The 15,413-nt window shown below is 52.8% G+C and carries 17 protein-coding genes; 3 read left to right on the plus strand and 14 right to left on the minus strand.

The window, feature by feature from the left end:
• Window positions 1-102 precede the first annotated feature (102 nt).
• From U2949_RS07640 to U2949_RS07660, 5 genes are all read right to left on the minus strand, one after another.
• Complete coding sequence (locus U2949_RS07640) at window positions 103-846, minus strand: ABC transporter ATP-binding protein (protein ID WP_266140673.1); 744 nt, start codon at window positions 844-846, stop codon at window positions 103-105.
• Window positions 822-1,649, minus strand: a complete 828-nt coding sequence (locus U2949_RS07645) for an ABC transporter permease (protein ID WP_026483728.1) — start codon at window positions 1,647-1,649, stop codon at window positions 822-824. Before U2949_RS07645 ends, U2949_RS07640 begins: the two co-directional genes overlap by 25 nt.
• Complete coding sequence (locus U2949_RS07650) at window positions 1,649-2,662, minus strand: ABC transporter substrate-binding protein (protein WP_026483727.1); 1,014 nt, start codon at window positions 2,660-2,662, stop codon at window positions 1,649-1,651. Before U2949_RS07650 ends, U2949_RS07645 begins: the two co-directional genes overlap by 1 nt.
• A gap of 197 nt (window positions 2,663-2,859) precedes the next feature.
• Window positions 2,860-4,275: an undecaprenyl-phosphate galactose phosphotransferase WbaP gene (gene wbaP, locus U2949_RS07655; protein WP_321287003.1), complete on the minus strand. Its 1,416-nt coding sequence runs from the start codon at window positions 4,273-4,275 to the stop codon at window positions 2,860-2,862.
• Window positions 4,276-4,360: 85 nt separating this feature from the next.
• Window positions 4,361-4,552 carry a hypothetical protein gene (locus tag U2949_RS07660; RefSeq protein ID WP_026483725.1) on the minus strand — a complete coding sequence of 64 codons (192 nt, stop codon included), beginning with the start codon at window positions 4,550-4,552 and terminating at the stop codon, window positions 4,361-4,363.
• Between the two features lie 662 nt (window positions 4,553-5,214).
• On the opposite strand from U2949_RS07660, the gene rfbA reads away from it, so the two are divergent.
• Genes rfbA through rfbD form a run of 3 tightly spaced genes read left to right on the plus strand, consistent with a single transcriptional unit; the run spans window position 5,215 to window position 7,616 of the window.
• Window positions 5,215-6,153 carry a glucose-1-phosphate thymidylyltransferase RfbA gene (rfbA, locus tag U2949_RS07665; RefSeq protein ID WP_051316292.1) on the plus strand — a complete coding sequence of 313 codons (939 nt, stop codon included), beginning with the start codon at window positions 5,215-5,217 and terminating at the stop codon, window positions 6,151-6,153.
• Complete coding sequence (gene rfbC / locus U2949_RS07670; protein ID WP_026483723.1) at window positions 6,140-6,688, plus strand: dTDP-4-dehydrorhamnose 3,5-epimerase; 549 nt, start codon at window positions 6,140-6,142, stop codon at window positions 6,686-6,688. The genes rfbA and rfbC overlap by 14 nt, the downstream gene beginning before the upstream one ends.
• A 4-nt stretch (window positions 6,689-6,692) precedes the next feature.
• Window positions 6,693-7,616, plus strand: a complete 924-nt coding sequence (gene rfbD / locus U2949_RS07675) for a dTDP-4-dehydrorhamnose reductase (RefSeq protein WP_321287007.1) — start codon at window positions 6,693-6,695, stop codon at window positions 7,614-7,616.
• 256 nt (window positions 7,617-7,872) lie between these two features.
• On the opposite strand, the gene U2949_RS07680 is transcribed toward rfbD, so the two are convergent.
• The 9 genes from U2949_RS07680 to U2949_RS07720 form a co-directional block, all read right to left on the minus strand.
• Complete coding sequence (locus U2949_RS07680; RefSeq protein ID WP_009464130.1) at window positions 7,873-8,295, minus strand: F0F1 ATP synthase subunit epsilon; 423 nt, start codon at window positions 8,293-8,295, stop codon at window positions 7,873-7,875.
• A 12-nt stretch (window positions 8,296-8,307) separates the two neighbouring features.
• Window positions 8,308-9,729: a F0F1 ATP synthase subunit beta gene (gene atpD, locus U2949_RS07685; protein ID WP_026483721.1), complete on the minus strand. Its 1,422-nt coding sequence runs from the start codon at window positions 9,727-9,729 to the stop codon at window positions 8,308-8,310.
• A 44-nt stretch (window positions 9,730-9,773) separates the two neighbouring features.
• Window positions 9,774-10,682, minus strand: coding sequence for a F0F1 ATP synthase subunit gamma (gene atpG / locus U2949_RS07690; protein ID WP_003805009.1), 909 nt, complete (start codon window positions 10,680-10,682; stop codon window positions 9,774-9,776).
• 94 nt (window positions 10,683-10,776) lie between these two features.
• Window positions 10,777-12,318, minus strand: a complete 1,542-nt coding sequence (gene atpA, locus U2949_RS07695; protein ID WP_003805007.1) for a F0F1 ATP synthase subunit alpha — start codon at window positions 12,316-12,318, stop codon at window positions 10,777-10,779.
• Window positions 12,319-12,353: 35 nt separating this feature from the next.
• On the minus strand, window positions 12,354-12,893 hold the full coding sequence (locus tag U2949_RS07700; RefSeq protein WP_003805005.1) for a F0F1 ATP synthase subunit delta: 540 nt from the start codon (window positions 12,891-12,893) through the stop codon (window positions 12,354-12,356).
• Between the two features lie 14 nt (window positions 12,894-12,907).
• Window positions 12,908-13,378 carry a F0F1 ATP synthase subunit B gene (locus U2949_RS07705; RefSeq protein ID WP_009464119.1) on the minus strand — a complete coding sequence of 157 codons (471 nt, stop codon included), beginning with the start codon at window positions 13,376-13,378 and terminating at the stop codon, window positions 12,908-12,910.
• Window positions 13,379-13,532: 154 nt separating this feature from the next.
• The gene (atpE, locus tag U2949_RS07710; RefSeq protein WP_009464117.1) at window positions 13,533-13,775 is read right to left on the minus strand and encodes a F0F1 ATP synthase subunit C; all 243 of its coding nucleotides are present in this window, start codon (window positions 13,773-13,775) and stop codon (window positions 13,533-13,535) included.
• A gap of 104 nt (window positions 13,776-13,879) precedes the next feature.
• Window positions 13,880-14,761, minus strand: coding sequence for a F0F1 ATP synthase subunit A (gene atpB, locus U2949_RS07715; protein WP_026483719.1), 882 nt, complete (start codon window positions 14,759-14,761; stop codon window positions 13,880-13,882).
• Between the two features lie 56 nt (window positions 14,762-14,817).
• Window positions 14,818-15,303 carry an ATP synthase subunit I gene (locus U2949_RS07720; RefSeq protein WP_321287012.1) on the minus strand — a complete coding sequence of 162 codons (486 nt, stop codon included), beginning with the start codon at window positions 15,301-15,303 and terminating at the stop codon, window positions 14,818-14,820.
• Between the last annotated feature and the right edge of the window lie 110 nt (window positions 15,304-15,413).

Here is a 15,413-nt window from a genome sequence, read left to right on the forward strand (position 1 = left end):
GTTTGGTCTCTGAGTATCGTCATAGATAACCAGCAGACAAGAGTAGACAACAGAAACGGCCCACTCAATGGGCCGTTGTTCTTGATGCAATGGCAGGCGTAATTACAAGGCCTGACCAACCTCTTTCACCAACTCCCCAAAGCGGGGCGTAGTGCGATCTCGCGGACGTGGCAAGTCCACCTCTATCCGAGCGCTGACACCAGCCGGGCTGCCACCCAGAACGATAATGGTATCGGCCAAAAAGACCGCCTCATCAATGTCGTGTGTCACAAATAGAACCGCTGCTGAACTACGCTGCCACACTTGAACCAGCTCGTCCTGCAAGGCCTGGCGGGTCAAGGCATCCACGGCGGAAAAAGGCTCGTCCATCAACAGCAAATCCGGCTGTACGGCCAAGGCACGAGCAATGCCAACGCGCTGCACCTGACCACCCGACAGTTGATGCGGCCAGCGGTCTCTCAGATGCGCCAAACCCACCTGATTCAAGGCAGCATCCACACGCTGATCGCGCTCTTCACGCGACAGACCCAGACCTTCCAGACCATAAGCCACGTTGGAAGCAATACGCCGCCAAGGCAGCAGACGGCTATCCTGAAACACGAAGGCATTGGCACGACGGCCAGGACTATCTTGCAGATTCGAACGCAGATGTCCGAAGCTGGGCTGGCTCAAACCGGCTGCCGCACGCAACAAGGTGCTCTTGCCTACACCCGAACCACCTACAATCGCCACAAAATGCCCTGCCTGGACTTCCAGATTCACATCGCGGATCACAGGTGCAGGCGCACCGGGGTACTGAAAACCAAACCCTTGGAACTGAATCAAGGCTGCCACTGAAGTACCCATTTGTTGAAAGCCAGAAAGAGCATGTCGCACAAGGTGTAGACCACCGAGATGATCAACATATAGACCACAACTGCATCGTAAGCACCCACACCCGCCGCGGCATTCATTTCCTGCCCCATACCAGGCACACCCAGCAACTCGGCTGCAATCAGCGTCATCCAGGCTTGACCAATACCGGCACGCACACCGCTCAACAAACCGGGGCTAATCGCTGGCAGCACCACCGTCCAGGCGCGAGAAAAATAAGAATTATGCCCAAAAGCCGCAGCCAACTCGTAATAGCGGGGATCGACCGAACGCACCGCACTGTAAGTGGCAAAGTAATTCAGCCAGAACACACCAATCGCAATAACAAAGGCTGCGCCAGTATGACTAACCTTGAACCAGGCAATTGCAAACACCACCCACGCCAAGGGCGGGATAGGACGCAGCAAGCGAACCAAGTAAGCTTGCAGCAAATCAAAGCGATGGATCGTTGCCGCCGCCAGACCAAAAGCAATGCCCAAGAAGGTGCCTATGCCCAAGCCCCAGAAGTAATGCACCAGACTGGACTGAGCAGCAGGCCAGAGACGACCGGCTTCAATCTCCTGGAACAAAGCCGAGGGCAGACTCAATGGATCAGGCAGCGTACCGCGCGGAGCCCAGCCATAGACATAAGCCAGGCGCCACACCACGATGAACAAGGCCAAGCCGGCGACCCCGTAGACAACCCGCTCCAGACCGCGACGCCATAAGGCATCAACCAAGGCCCCCGCAGGTGCTGGTGCCGCGGCGGGTAAACTGGCTTGTTTCGCAACGCTCATTACGGTGCTGCCTTCTCATAAAAGCGAATATCAAACAGGCTTTCAACATCATCCAGCTTGGTCGCCAGCGTACCTAAAGAAACCTGGAAATCCTGCAACTGAACCGTGCCATCAATAATCTTGCGAGGGTCAGGCTGGAACTGATCACGCGAACGCTCGATAGCGGCCTGCACAATGTCTTTAGGCAAGCGACCACCGCCTACATACTTCTGGACATAAGGCGTTGCCTTGGCAGGTTCGTCGCGCAGCATGGCAGTGGCACGCAGGTGAGTATTCACCAAGTGCTGAACCAGATCAGGATTGGACTTGATCAGACCTTCACGTACCAGCAATACCGAACCGGGTTCATTGGGGAACAGCTCACCACCATGAGCCACGATTTTGGCATCAGGCTGGCGTTGAAGAATCTGGCTAACGGTAGGTTCCAGAATCGCGGCAGCATCCACAGCATGATTGCTCAAGGCCTGTTGAATCTGCGCTTCGCCCTGGAAGATCACCTCGACAACATCCGGGTCTACTTTCAGCATATTGCGCAGCCAGTACTGCAAAGCAGCCTCAGGCACAGCGCCTTTGGGGTAGCTGGCAACCTTGGGCTTGTGACCCTTCTCCTGGGTGAACTTGGCTACAGCCGCTGCAAAATCAGGCTTGTCGGCATCCAGATAGGCAGCCAGATCGCCAATAGCCACCACACTGACCTGTTCCACGATGTTGGAGGCAACAACTTTGACGTCGGCCTTTTTAGCCTTGGCCACCAAGGCGGGACCAATACCGACATAGGCAACATCCAGCTGACCGGCGATCAAGGCCTGGGTCAGCGCTGGTCCGCTTTGAAACTGAACCAGCTTGGGCTCCGCTTGCCCCTCTGGCAATAAGTCGCCAGACCCTAAGCCCACGAACAATTGAGCGGCAGGCATGATGGGCAAATAGCCAATCTCCAGCGCTTGCTCGGCAGCCTGTGCGGAGAAGGAGACGGATAGAGCAAGAAGGCCAGGGGCTAAATAACGGGAAAACATAACGATCTCGTGAAACAGGCGAAAACTGAAGCTTAAACCTGTTGGGGAGACGCATCTTTATTTGCTAATAACCAATAGAAATAACACCCTTCAAAAACCGCAAAAACTGAAATACTGACTATTCATCCGCTCCAGAAGGCTGAAGCCCCCCCTGGGTGGATATGCAACAAGACCAAATCAAGATCCGTCCGGCAAGTTCAATACGCTCCCGACCTGACGAACACTACCTTAACTGTCTTGAAAAGAATCGCTATATCGTTCCATAAAGACCAGTTTTTCACATACCAGGCATCAAAATAAACCCGTTTATCGTAGTCCACATCATTGCGACCACTAACTTGCCACAAGCCTGTCATCCCTGGTTTGGCCAATAGATAGTAATCAACATTTTCTTTGTATCGAGCCAACTCTTCTTCGACGATCGGGCGCGGCCCCACCAAGCTCATCTGGCCAATCAGGACATTGAACAGCTGGGGCAACTCGTCCAGGCTAGTCTTGCGTATGAAGTCCCCCAAAGAAGTAATTCTAGGGTCATTCTTTAATTTGAAGTCCTTCTCCCACTCTTCTCTGGCAGCTGGATCATTTTCCAGCAAATCCTGAAGAACCTTCTGAGAGTTTCTTACCATAGAGCGGAACTTCAAACATTTAAATTTTTTGCCATCCTGCCCCACCCTTTCATGTCCGTATATTGGAGCACCACCATCCTTGGAAATAAGCACACCCAAGATCAAAAACACCGGACTCAAAACAACCAGCAGGAACAGGGAGACAATAAAATCAAAACACCTTTTCAAAACCCTGGAAACAGGCTTTGTAAGGCTGGTATTCAAACCCAATATCAGCATTTCCTGACTAAACAGGAATGACATTTTAGTATTATTAATGGGTATTCCTCTTGTTGCCGGAATAATTGAGACAGAACGACAATAACTATTTGTCAAACTTCTTATCCAATTCTCTCTCAGCCCTTCCTGACCCCCATCTGTAGCAATGAAATACTGGATCATCCTGTAATCCGGAAGATCCTTGATATCATCGAATCGAGTCAAACAGGGGATCAGCCCCTCCAGCAGATTCTCTTCCTCAGAAGAACACACCACGGCAATAAAGTCATAGCCTAGGTACGACTCTTTAGACAGAATCTGGTATGCCTCCAAGGCATTTTGCCCACCACCAAAAATGACTGCCCTGATTTTGTAGTTCCCGAAACGACGCCAAAGAAACTTGATGAAAAATCGGCTGACAGGCACCAAGGTCACAATAAAGAACCAAGTATAAATCCACAAGTACCTTGATAAGTTCCATTTTGAAAAGGCAACAATAGCCAGGTCAATAATAGATAGAACCACCAAAACACCAAGGATACCTTTTAGCTCAAACCAAAACGGTGGCCTTTCCTGATAATGCCTGAGCCGGAGCCAAAACCACGAAATGGAAATCAGGGAAATAAAGAAATAGCAAATCAGGCGAGACGAAACCTCATCAGCAGGTATATACCTATCAATATCACCGGAAATAAAAAACAAAAGTAAACCAGCAAGAATGGGGGATATATTAAAAACCAGCAGATCGGAAACTGCCAAAAAAAATGGCATTACAGTTCTATTTTTCATTTGATCGCGATATTTATTTTATATTTTCGAAAAACAAGTACAAGAAGAGAGCCAGAAAAGCGGTCTCTCGAAAAACCAAAGACGATCAAAAATATTTATCAACAGTAAATTTCGAAGAAACCAACAAGGCACCATAAGCATCATTCACAGCGAGCCCTACATTCTCAATAATTATTTTATTTTTAAGAAAAAAATCTGGACAATCCATATAAAGATCATCAGTTGTTTTTTTATCAAGAATATCCAGATTAGTGGCGTACACTTCTACACTGCGCATACAGAAAATTTCCTCACTTTCCAGGTCGTTAACCATCAAAATTACCTAATTAACACCGAGATTTACCTAGTCGAAGCATCTCATTCAAAACCACCTATCAACTCTTGATTTCCTGCAGATTTAAACTTTGGACCTCAAGCTCTCGAGCAGAAAAACTTGCAGCTTTTACTCTTCATTGGACCTTGAAATTTCCTGTTTTTATATTTCCGATAATGCAGTATATGGCGATCCCGATAGCATCGATGATTTTTTTCTTGAAACCACCTCTTACGATCCTGTCTGCCAGCAACATATAAGACTTGGCTCAACACCAAGACTGTCACTTGCTCGATCCCTCTGAACACATGGAACCCTGTACCAGAATGCCAATCCAGGACTCGACAAGGAGCCCGTCTCATACCCCCCCCCCAGAGTCATGCTGGGAAACGAAACTTGGAGGTTGCATACAGCATCTGTGCCATCATAGAGGAATTGCTCTCAGTCCAACCATCGGGAGTAAAACAATAGACAGGTATCATTACATTTGTAGCGGCCTGACCCCAGTAAAAATAAACGCCCACTTACTATTGCTAACCGTCCAAACCAAGAGCCACGCTAGCAAATACCAGAGTCCATTCAAACAGGCCATGCAAAATTGCAGCCTGACATCCAGAAGATCCTCCATGGCAGTAACGTGTTCCCAAGGGCAACGACCGCCCAACTCATCCAAAGGCCCAAGTACAAAAGGCATCATTTTGGCTGGAGGATCCGGCTCTCGCCTGCATCCGGTCACTATGGGTGTCTCCAAGCAATTGCTGCCCATCTACGATAAGCCGATGATCTTTTATCCTCTATCAGTGTTAATGCTCGCTGGTATACGAGAGGTCCTGATCATCTCCACGCCCGAAGATCTCCCCAACTTTCGCAAGCTGCTTGGTGACGGCTCGCGCTACGGCTTGTCCCTCTCTTATGCAGAACAAGCCTCTCCAGACGGGTTGGCTCAAGCTTTTATCATTGGCGCCGACTTTATTGGCCAAGATAATGTCAGCCTGATTCTTGGAGATAACATTTTCTATGGCTACGGTTTTAGCCAAATGCTCCGCGAAGCAGCAGAAAGAACAACTGGCGCCACCATCTTTGGCTATCAAGTCAGCGACCCGGAAAGATTTGGTGTTGTCGAGTTTGATCCTCAAGGGAAAGCCATTTCTATTGAAGAGAAACCTTCACAGCCCAAATCCAATTTCGCTGTAACTGGCTTGTACTTCTACGATAATCGGGTGGTTGATATCGCCCGCAAGGTCAAACCCTCCCTGCGGGGCGAGCTGGAAATTACGGACATCAATAACGCCTACCTGGAGTCCGGTGGACTGCATGTCAGCCTCTTAGGCAGAGGTTTTGCCTGGCTGGATACAGGAACGCACGAGAGCCTGCAAGAAGCAGGAGTATTTGTACGGACTATTGAACATCGCCAAGGACTGAAGATAGCCTGCCTCGAAGAAATAGCCTTTAACCAAGGCTGGCTCAGTCGCGAGCACCTGTACGAGCAGGCACAAGCTTTGGCCAAGACGGACTATGGTCAGTACCTGCTCAAACTGGCGGACACTCAAGATGAACATCATTGAAACTGATCTGGCAGGCGTACTTATCATCGAGCCTCGTGTCTTCGGGGACGAACGCGGTTTCTTCAAAGAAACATTCAACGCGCAACGCTATCGTGATCAGGCGAACATTACATTGCCATTCGTGCAGGACAATTACTCCCGGTCCCAGCGAGGGGTCTTGAGAGGAATACATTTTCAACGCACTAGACCACAAGGAAAGCTGGTCAGCGTTACACACGGTGCGGTTTACGATGTAGCTGTTGATATCAACCCAACCTCGCCTACATTCGGTTCCTATATTGGCGTAGAGCTTACGGCACTCAACCACCGGCAGCTCTGGATCCCCCCAGGCTATGCCCACGGTTTTTGTGTGCTGTCGGACTTTGCCGACTTCAGCTACAAATGCACCGACTTTTACTTGCCACAGGATGAAGGCGGATTGGCCTGGAACTGTCCTGAAGTCGCGATAGATTGGCCAATCCAGAACCCGCAGTTGTCCGAAAAGGACAAACACTATCCTGTGCTAAGTCAGCTCGTCGCCCAAGGCAAGGCCTGAGTCCATGGCAGATCCTGTCATCCTTATTACCGGGGCTCGCGGTCAACTGGGCCGATCCTTTGCTTGCTTGCGTGTGAGCACCGATCCAGATGTCGAGCTTGTCATGCTTGGACATGCGGAGCTGGACATTACTCAAGCCGACTCCATTGCTTTGGCATTGGAGCAGCATCGTCCCGATGTCGTAATCAATGCAGCGGCCTACACCGCAGTCGACAAAGCCGAATCCGAACCGGATACAGCACATCTGATTAACGGTGTAGCCCCAGGCCTTCTGGCCGCTGCCTGCGCCGAACGTGGCATAGGGCTAGTGCATGTCTCTAGCGACTACGTTTTTGACGGCCTGGGAAAGCAGCCCTATATCGAAGACGCTCCTACACATCCTGTCAGTGTCTATGGGAAAAGCAAACTGGCGGGTGAACAAGCAATTCTGGCTGCCCTGCCCTCGGCCGTCATTTTGCGCACCAGTTGGGTGTTCAGCCAGTTTGGAAACAACTTTCTAAAGACCATGCTTCGCTTGGGCAATGAACGCACCGAACTGAGCATTGTGGATGATCAGGTTGGTGGTCCCAGCTACGCGCCACATATTGCTCAAGTGCTACTCCAGCTGGCAGAGCGGCTGTATGAATCCAAACAGGGCAGCGACAAGCAGCAGTCTCCATCAGGTGTCTTCCATTTTGCTGGCCAGCCCTCTGTAAGCTGGTATGGCTTCGCTCAGGAAATCTTTGATCAGGCCGTCAGACTTGACCTACTAACTCAAGCACCGCGGCTGACCGCCATCTCTACCAGCCAGTACCCAACACCTGCCAAGCGGCCGGCGCACTCCAGCCTGCAGCAAGACAGGCTGGATGCTTTGCTCGGTACAGAACATATAGAAAGAAACTGGCAACACGGTATCGAGCAAAGTCTGCTTGCCCTGAAACAGAGGTAGTAAACCAAGCCGCATGGGTGCCGCAAGCAAAGCAGATGGTGTGCTCAGGCTGCGCTGCGGTAGCCGAGTTCGATCAATCAGGTACACCGACCGCCATTAGGAATCTCTACCTATACCTCTGACATAGTCGCAACTCAGGTGGTTGGTTGCTGTTGCTACCAGAAAATTAGAATTTCTAGCCCATCCGTCCAGCTGCTTCAGACGCAAAAAAGCCACCCCTAAGGGTGGCTTTTTCACGGATGCTACCGACTTGAGCTTAGTGCTTGCGCGCGTTGCTCAAGCGACGTGCTGCGGCAGCTTGAGCGGCCAGCATGGCCAGCTCGGCTTCCACAACAGCGATATCGGCCTTGTCCTTGGTGTTACGCAGGGCTTCTTCCGCATGCTTGCGGGCTTCCAGCGCCTTTGCTTCATCCAGGTCTTGTGCGCGAATCGCGGTATCCGACAATACAGTGACTTTCCCAGGCTGAACCTCGAGTATGCCGCCAGCGACAAAGATATGCTCTTCGCTGCCATCGTCCATAACGATCTTCAGCGTGCCGGGACGAATCCGCGAGATCAGTGGAGTGTGACCGGGCAAAATACCCAGCTCCCCAGCCTCGCCGGGCAGTGCCACGAACTTTGCTTCACCAGCAAAGATCGATTCTTCAGCACTAACCACGTCAACATGAAGCTTAGCCATGAGTAATCCTTATTACTGAATAGTCTTGGCTTTTTCGAAAGCCTCGTCGATCGAACCGACCATGTAGAACGCCTGTTCTGGCAGTGCATCACACTCGCCCTCGACGATCATCTTGAAGCCGCGCAGGGTTTCAGCCAGTGGAACGTACTTACCAGGCGAGCCGGTAAACACTTCTGCCACGTGGAAAGGCTGAGACAGGAAGCGCTGGATCTTACGAGCGCGGGCAACAGCCTGCTTGTCTTCTGGAGACAGCTCGTCCATACCCAGAATCGCGATAATGTCACGCAATTCCTTGTAGCGCTGCAGCGTTTGCTGAACACCGCGAGCCACTGCGTAGTGCTCTTCGCCCACAATTTGTGGATCCAGCTGACGGCTGGTGGAGTCCAGAGGGTCCACAGCGGGGTAAATACCCAGAGCAGCAATGTCACGCGACAACACAACGGTGGAGTCCAAGTGCAAGAAGGTCGTGGCAGGCGATGGGTCAGTCAAGTCATCGGCTGGAACGTAAACGGCCTGGATGGACGTAATCGAACCGGTCTTGGTGGAGGTAATGCGCTCTTGCAGCTTACCCATTTCCTCGGCCAGCGTAGGCTGGTAACCCACTGCGGAAGGCATACGACCCAGCAGAGCGGACACTTCTGTACCGGCCAGCGTGTAGCGGTAGATGTTGTCCACAAAGAACAGGATGTCACGGCCTTCGTCACGGAACTTCTCGGCCATGGTCAGGCCGGACAGTGCCACACGCAGACGGTTGCCTGGAGGTTCGTTCATCTGACCGAACACCATGGCCACTTTGGACTCGCTCAGGTTGTCCATCTGGATAACGCCAGCATCGGCCATTTCGTGGTAGAAGTCGTTACCTTCACGGGTACGCTCACCCACACCGGCAAACACGGACAGACCGCTGTGTGCCTTGGCGATGTTGTTGATCAGCTCCAGCATGTTCACGGTCTTGCCCACACCGGCACCACCGAACAGACCAACCTTACCACCCTTGGCGAACGGGCAAACCAGGTCAATCACTTTAATACCGGTTTCCAGTAGCTCTACGGAAGGCGACAGTTCGTCGAAAGTAGGCGCAGGCTGGTGAATGGCGCGACGCTCGTCGGACTGAATAGGACCGACTTCGTCAATAGGGCGACCCAGAACGTCCATAATGCGACCCAGGGTGCCGACACCCACGGGAACGGAGATGGGAGCGCCCGAACCGGCCACTTCCATACCACGGCGCAGGCCGTCGCTGGAACCCATGGCGATGGTGCGAACTACACCGTCACCCAATTGTTGCTGTACTTCAAAAGTCAGGCCTTTTTCTGCGAAAGCCGAACTTTCGTCAACGAGCGTCAATGCTTCGTAGACTTTAGGGATGCTGTCGCGGGGGAACTGAATATCCACCACGGCGCCGATGCACTGAACGATGGTACCGTTGCTCATGTTGAGTCCTTGCAATATAACTTTGATGGTGTGCCTTGCCGTGATTACACAGCGGCGGCACCCCCCACGATTTCAGAGATTTCTTTCGTAATCGCTGCCTGGCGAGTCTTGTTATAGACCAGCTGAAGATCGGCAATAACGGTCTTGGCGTTGTCCGAAGCGGCTTTCATCGCCACCATACGAGCAGACTGCTCGGAGGCCATGTTCTCGGCAACGGCCTGATACACCAGACCCTCTACGTAACGCAGCAACAAGTCGTCAATAACCGACTTGGCATCGGGTTCGTAGATGTAATCCCAACCGTATTCGGAAGAGTTGACGCTTTCTTGCGCGACTACCTGATCACCAGCCTGGAAAGGATCTTTCAGACCGGAAGGCAGAGGCAGCAAGCGAATAAATGTTGGGTCCTGCTTCATCGTATTGACAAAGCGGCTGGTCGCCAGATAAACAGCATCAATGCGGCCTTCCACGAAGTCGTCGATCTGCACCTTGATGGCGCCAATCAGACGTTCCAGGTTAGGCGCATCGCCCAAGCCCACTTCCTGAGAAACCAGATTGGCACCAACACGCGCCAAGGTTCCAGCAGCTTTACCACCCAGAGCCGTTGTCTGAACTTTAATACCCTTGTCTTCAAACTCGCGAACACGCGCAAGTACCAGACGCAGAATATTGGTGTTCAGGCCGCCACACAGACCTTTGTCCGTGCTGACAACCACGATACCTACCGATTTGACTTCGGCAGGCTCAACCATGTAGGGGTGAGTGTAGTCGGGGTGCGCCTGCATCAGATGCGAAGCAATCTCGCGCACCTTGTCTGCATAGGGACGGCCAGCACGCATCCGCTCTTGCGCCTTGCGCATCTTGGATGCCGCCACCATCTCCATGGCTTTGGTGATCTTGGACGTGTTTTGCACGCTCTTGATCTTAGTACGAATTTCCTTGATTCCGGCCATCACACTTTCCTGTAAGGGCATTATCGGGAGCCAGACTAGGCTGTCGACTCCCGCTAATCATGACGCCGGGGTTTCCGGCGCCTGCCAACAATGATTAGAAAGCGCCGTGCTTTTTGAAGTCCTGGATGGCTGTAACCAACTCAGCCTCGTCTTCTTTAACCAGTTCCTTCTTGCTTTCGATACGCTCAACCAGGGCAGCGAACTTGCTGCGCAGGTGATCTTTCAGGCCTTTCTCGAAAGGCAGAACCTGAGCGACTTCCAGATCGTCGAAGTAACCGTTGTTCACAGCGTACAGGCTCACGGCCAGTTCCCACACAGCCAGAGGCTGATACTGGGGCTGCTTGAGCAGTTCGACCACGCGCTTACCACGTTCCAGCTGGCGACGGGTTGCGTCGTCCAGGTCGGAAGCGAACTGAGCAAACGCGGCCAATTCACGGTACTGAGCCAAGTCGGTACGAATACCGCCGGACAGCTTCTTGATGACCTTGGTTTGAGCAGCGCCACCCACGCGAGACACCGAAATACCGGCGTTAATAGCGGGACGAACACCAGCGTTGAACAGGTCGGACTCCAGGAAGATCTGACCGTCAGTAATCGAAATCACGTTGGTTGGAACGAAAGCGGAAACGTCGCCGGCTTGCGTTTCAATGATAGGCAGTGCGGTCAACGAACCGGTCTTGCCCTTCACTTCACCGTTAGTGAATTTTTCCACGTACTCGGCGTTCACACGAGCAGCGCGCTCGAGCAGACGGGAGTGCAGGTAGAACACGTCACCAGGGTAGGCTTCACGGCCTGGTGGGCGACGCAGCAACAGGGATACTTGACGGTAGGCCCAAGCTTGCTTGGTCAAGTCGTCATAAATGATCAGGGCGTCTTCGCCACGATCACGGAAGTATTCACCCATGGTGCAACCGGAGTAAGGAGCCAGGTATTGCATGGCGGCGGACTCGGAAGCCGAGGCGGCCACAACAATCGTGTACTCCAGAGCACCGTGCTCTTCGAGCTTGCGCACCACGTTGTTGATCGTGGAGGCTTTTTGGCCCACGGCAACGTAGATACATTTAACGCCATTGCCCTTTTGAGCAATGATGGTGTCCACAGCCACGGCAGTTTTACCGGTCTGACGGTCACCAATGATCAGTTCGCGCTGACCACGGCCGATTGGCACCATGGAGTCCACGGCTTTCGTGCCGGTCTGCATGGGCTGGGAGACGGACTCACGGGCGATAACGCCAGGAGCCACTTTCTCGATGACGTCAGTCATCTTGGCGTTGATCGGGCCCTTGCCGTCGATAGGCATACCCAGAGTATCAACCACACGACCCAGCAGTTCGGGGCCAACGGGTACTTCCAGAATGCGGCCAGTTGTTTTAACTGCGTCGCCTTCGGAAACACCGGTGTATTCACCCAGAATCACGGCGCCGACAGAGTCGCGCTCGAGGTTAAGGGCCAGACCGAACGTGTTGTTCGGAAATTCGAGCATTTCGCCCTGCATCACATCGGACAAACCGTGGATGCGCGTAATACCGTCGGTCACGGATACAACCGTGCCTTGTGTACGAACGTCAGTCGACGCACCCAGGCCTTCGATGCGGCTCTTGAGCAGTTCGCTGATCTCGGACGGATTAAGTTGCATGTTCAGACTCCTGAAATCCTGTTTACTGACTCGCGCTATGCGGTCAGCGTATCGCGCATGCTGGCCAGCCGGGCCTGCACGGAAGTGTCGAGCACCTGGTCACCAACAATCACCCGAATACCGCCGATAAGGTCAGCGTCGACGGTCACAGTCGGTTTTAGCTTCAGGCCAAACTTTTTCTCCAGCCCAGCGGTCAGCTCAGCAACCTGAGCCTCAGCCATCGGGAAAGCACTGATAATCTGTGCCTGCGCCGTGCCTTCGAGTTGGTGTTTCAATAGATCAAACTGTTCTGCAATCTGTGGCAACAGCAAGATGCGCTGGTTATCCACCAACAATTGAAGAAAGTTGCGAGCCTTTTCGGTGACCTGTGACTTAACCAGGCCCGTAAAGAGTTCGAGTCGCTGCCCGTTATTCAGGCGCGGATCGTTCAGTGCCTCGCGCACATCGTGGAGACCGGCCACCTGAGCCATTTCGGACAACAGGGCCGACCACGATTCGAGGCCCTGGCTGTCGTCGCGCACGGCGGCGAACAGGGCTTCGGCGTAAGGTCTGGCAATAGTCGATAGTTCAGCCATGGCCTGCCTTGATGTTAAAGTTCTGCCTTGAGCTGCTCGAGCAGCTGGGCGTGCGCATTCGCGTCAACTTCGCGTCGCAAGATTTGCTCGGCACCCTTGACAGCCAAGGCAGCCACTTCGCTACGCAGACCTTCACGTACGCGTTGCACTTCCTGGTTAGCGTCTTGCTGGGCCTGCGCAATAATGCGGGCTTTTTCGGCTTCGGCTTCACGACGAGCTTGCTCCAAAAGAGCAGTCGCTTGTTTTTCAGCGTCGACAATGCGTTGATGGTTTTCGGACTTGGCCGAAGCGTCCATCAGGCTGATACGCGCTTGGGCCTGTGCCAGATCGGCCTTGCCTTTATCGGCAGCAGCCAAACCATCAGCGATTTTCTGACGACGATCATCGATTGCTTTCGTCAGTGGCGGCCATACGAATTTCATCGTAAACCAGGCCAAAACGAAAAACACGATCATCTGAAAAAAGAGAGTCGCGTTTAAATTCACGGTCGTATCCCTTCAATACCACGTGTGTAGGAAGCGGTATGCGTCCTGACACATGTATGTTCAAGTCGACAAGCGGTGCATGATCAAACCGAGCAACACACCGCTAACGACGACTGCCTGCCCGTCTGCCAAAAGCGGCAACGGACTCGCCTTATTACCCAACGAATGGGTTGGCGAATGCAAACAACATGGCGATACCGACACCGATCAGGAAAGCAGCATCGATCAGACCGGCCAACAGGAACATCTTGGTTTGCAGAGCGTTCATCAGTTCAGGCTGACGAGCCGATGCTTCCAGATATTTACCACCCATCAGGGCGATACCAATGCAAGCGCCAAAAGCGCCCAGACCGATGATGATACCGCAAGCAAGAGCAACGAGAGCTACGTTGGTCATGACAACTCCTTGGTTAAAAATCAGGTGTAATTCAAAAAAATCAAAGCGTTAGCAGGCCAGGCCTGCTCCCCCCAACCAGACACCATTGTCCAGTCGGAATCGGATTAATGGCCTTCGTGTGCCTGTCCAATATAGACAAGGGTGAGCATCATGAAGATGAACGCCTGGAGCAACACAATCAGAATGTGGAAGATTGCCCACACAGAACCGGCCAGAATGTGACCGATACCCAGTCCCAGGCTGGCGCCATTAAACCCTGTCCATGCGCCACCCAGCAGAGCGATCAACATGAAAACCAGTTCACCGGCAAACATATTGCCGAACAACCGCATGCCCAAGGACACGGACTTGGCCGCGTATTCGATGCAGTTCAGCAAGAAGTTGAAAGGTGCCAGCACAACAGCCATCAGGCCTGTGGCAGTGAACGGTGCAGTAAACAGCTCTTTGACGAAGCCGCCGGGGTGCTTGATCTTGATGCCGTAGTAGAACATCAGCAGCAGCACGCCCATGGACATGCCCATAGGCACGTTCAAGTCAGCGGTAGGCAAAATACGGTGGTAGTACAGAGGGTCGCCAGGCTCGGAGGCCAGACCGGTCTGGATGAAGATCCAGCCCAGACCATCAACGGGCAGCAAGTCCAGCACGTTCATCATGATGATCCACAGGAACACGGTCAGCGCCAGGGGCGAGACGAACTTCCGGGACTCAGCGTTAGGAACAATGGATTTGGCCTGGTCTTCAACCCAATCGACCAGCATTTCTACAAAAGACTGCAAGCGGCCTGGTACGCCGGCTGTTGCGGCCGAAGCGGCGCGCCACAGAAAGAAAACCACAACCAGACCCATCAGCAGGGACCAGAACATGGAGTCGTAGTTAATGACACCGAAGTTGGCCAGAACATCCTGTTTTTCACCCAAGTTGTTCAAGTGAACCAAGTGATGCTGGATGTACCCTGACTGAGGCGAAATATCACTAGCAGCAGCCATCTGTATTTACCCTGTGATGTATACGTTATGGGACGAGCCCGTGAAACAAAAATTCGTTATGGCAGCTTGCGGAAAAACAGCAGCAGCACATATCCCTTCAAGACACACAGCAGGCCAAAGAGCAAGGCAGGCCAAACTAACCAGCCCGTGTTTGCCATGGCAGCCGTTGCCAGTGTCAATACCGCAAAGCCGAGTTTGAATGCCTCCCCCCAGAAGAAGGAAAGCGCTCCGGCGTTGCCGCCGCCCATCAAACCCAGCAAAAGACGCAATGCGAACAATGCGTTAGGCACAAAATAAGCAGCCGCACCAATAAGTGCCGAGGCTGCTGCATATGCGCCGGAAATCCATGCCGACAGGCCAACTGCCACCAGACCCATAAAAGCCTGGGCAACAAGTGTGCGCACAATTCCTTGCCCTGCCCGGCGAGCCATGCGGCTACGTTGCTCGGGCGTAAGTACTACGGGTTCCGGAAATGGTGGCTTGTCCCCTGCTGCCTGCACCGTGGCTGCGGTGCCTGTCTGCTGATAAATCGGCTGATTCATAGTAGGAAACAATCAGATAACGTTGTGTGGGTGGATGTACTGCAAAGGCCTTGGCCAATCCATCCGCGCAATATTATCGGCCCCTTTCAAAAGCCGGTGTCGTCAAACCC

The organism is Alcaligenes phenolicus, assembly GCF_032063905.1.
GTDB lineage: Bacteria > Pseudomonadota > Gammaproteobacteria > Burkholderiales > Burkholderiaceae_B > Alcaligenes > Alcaligenes phenolicus.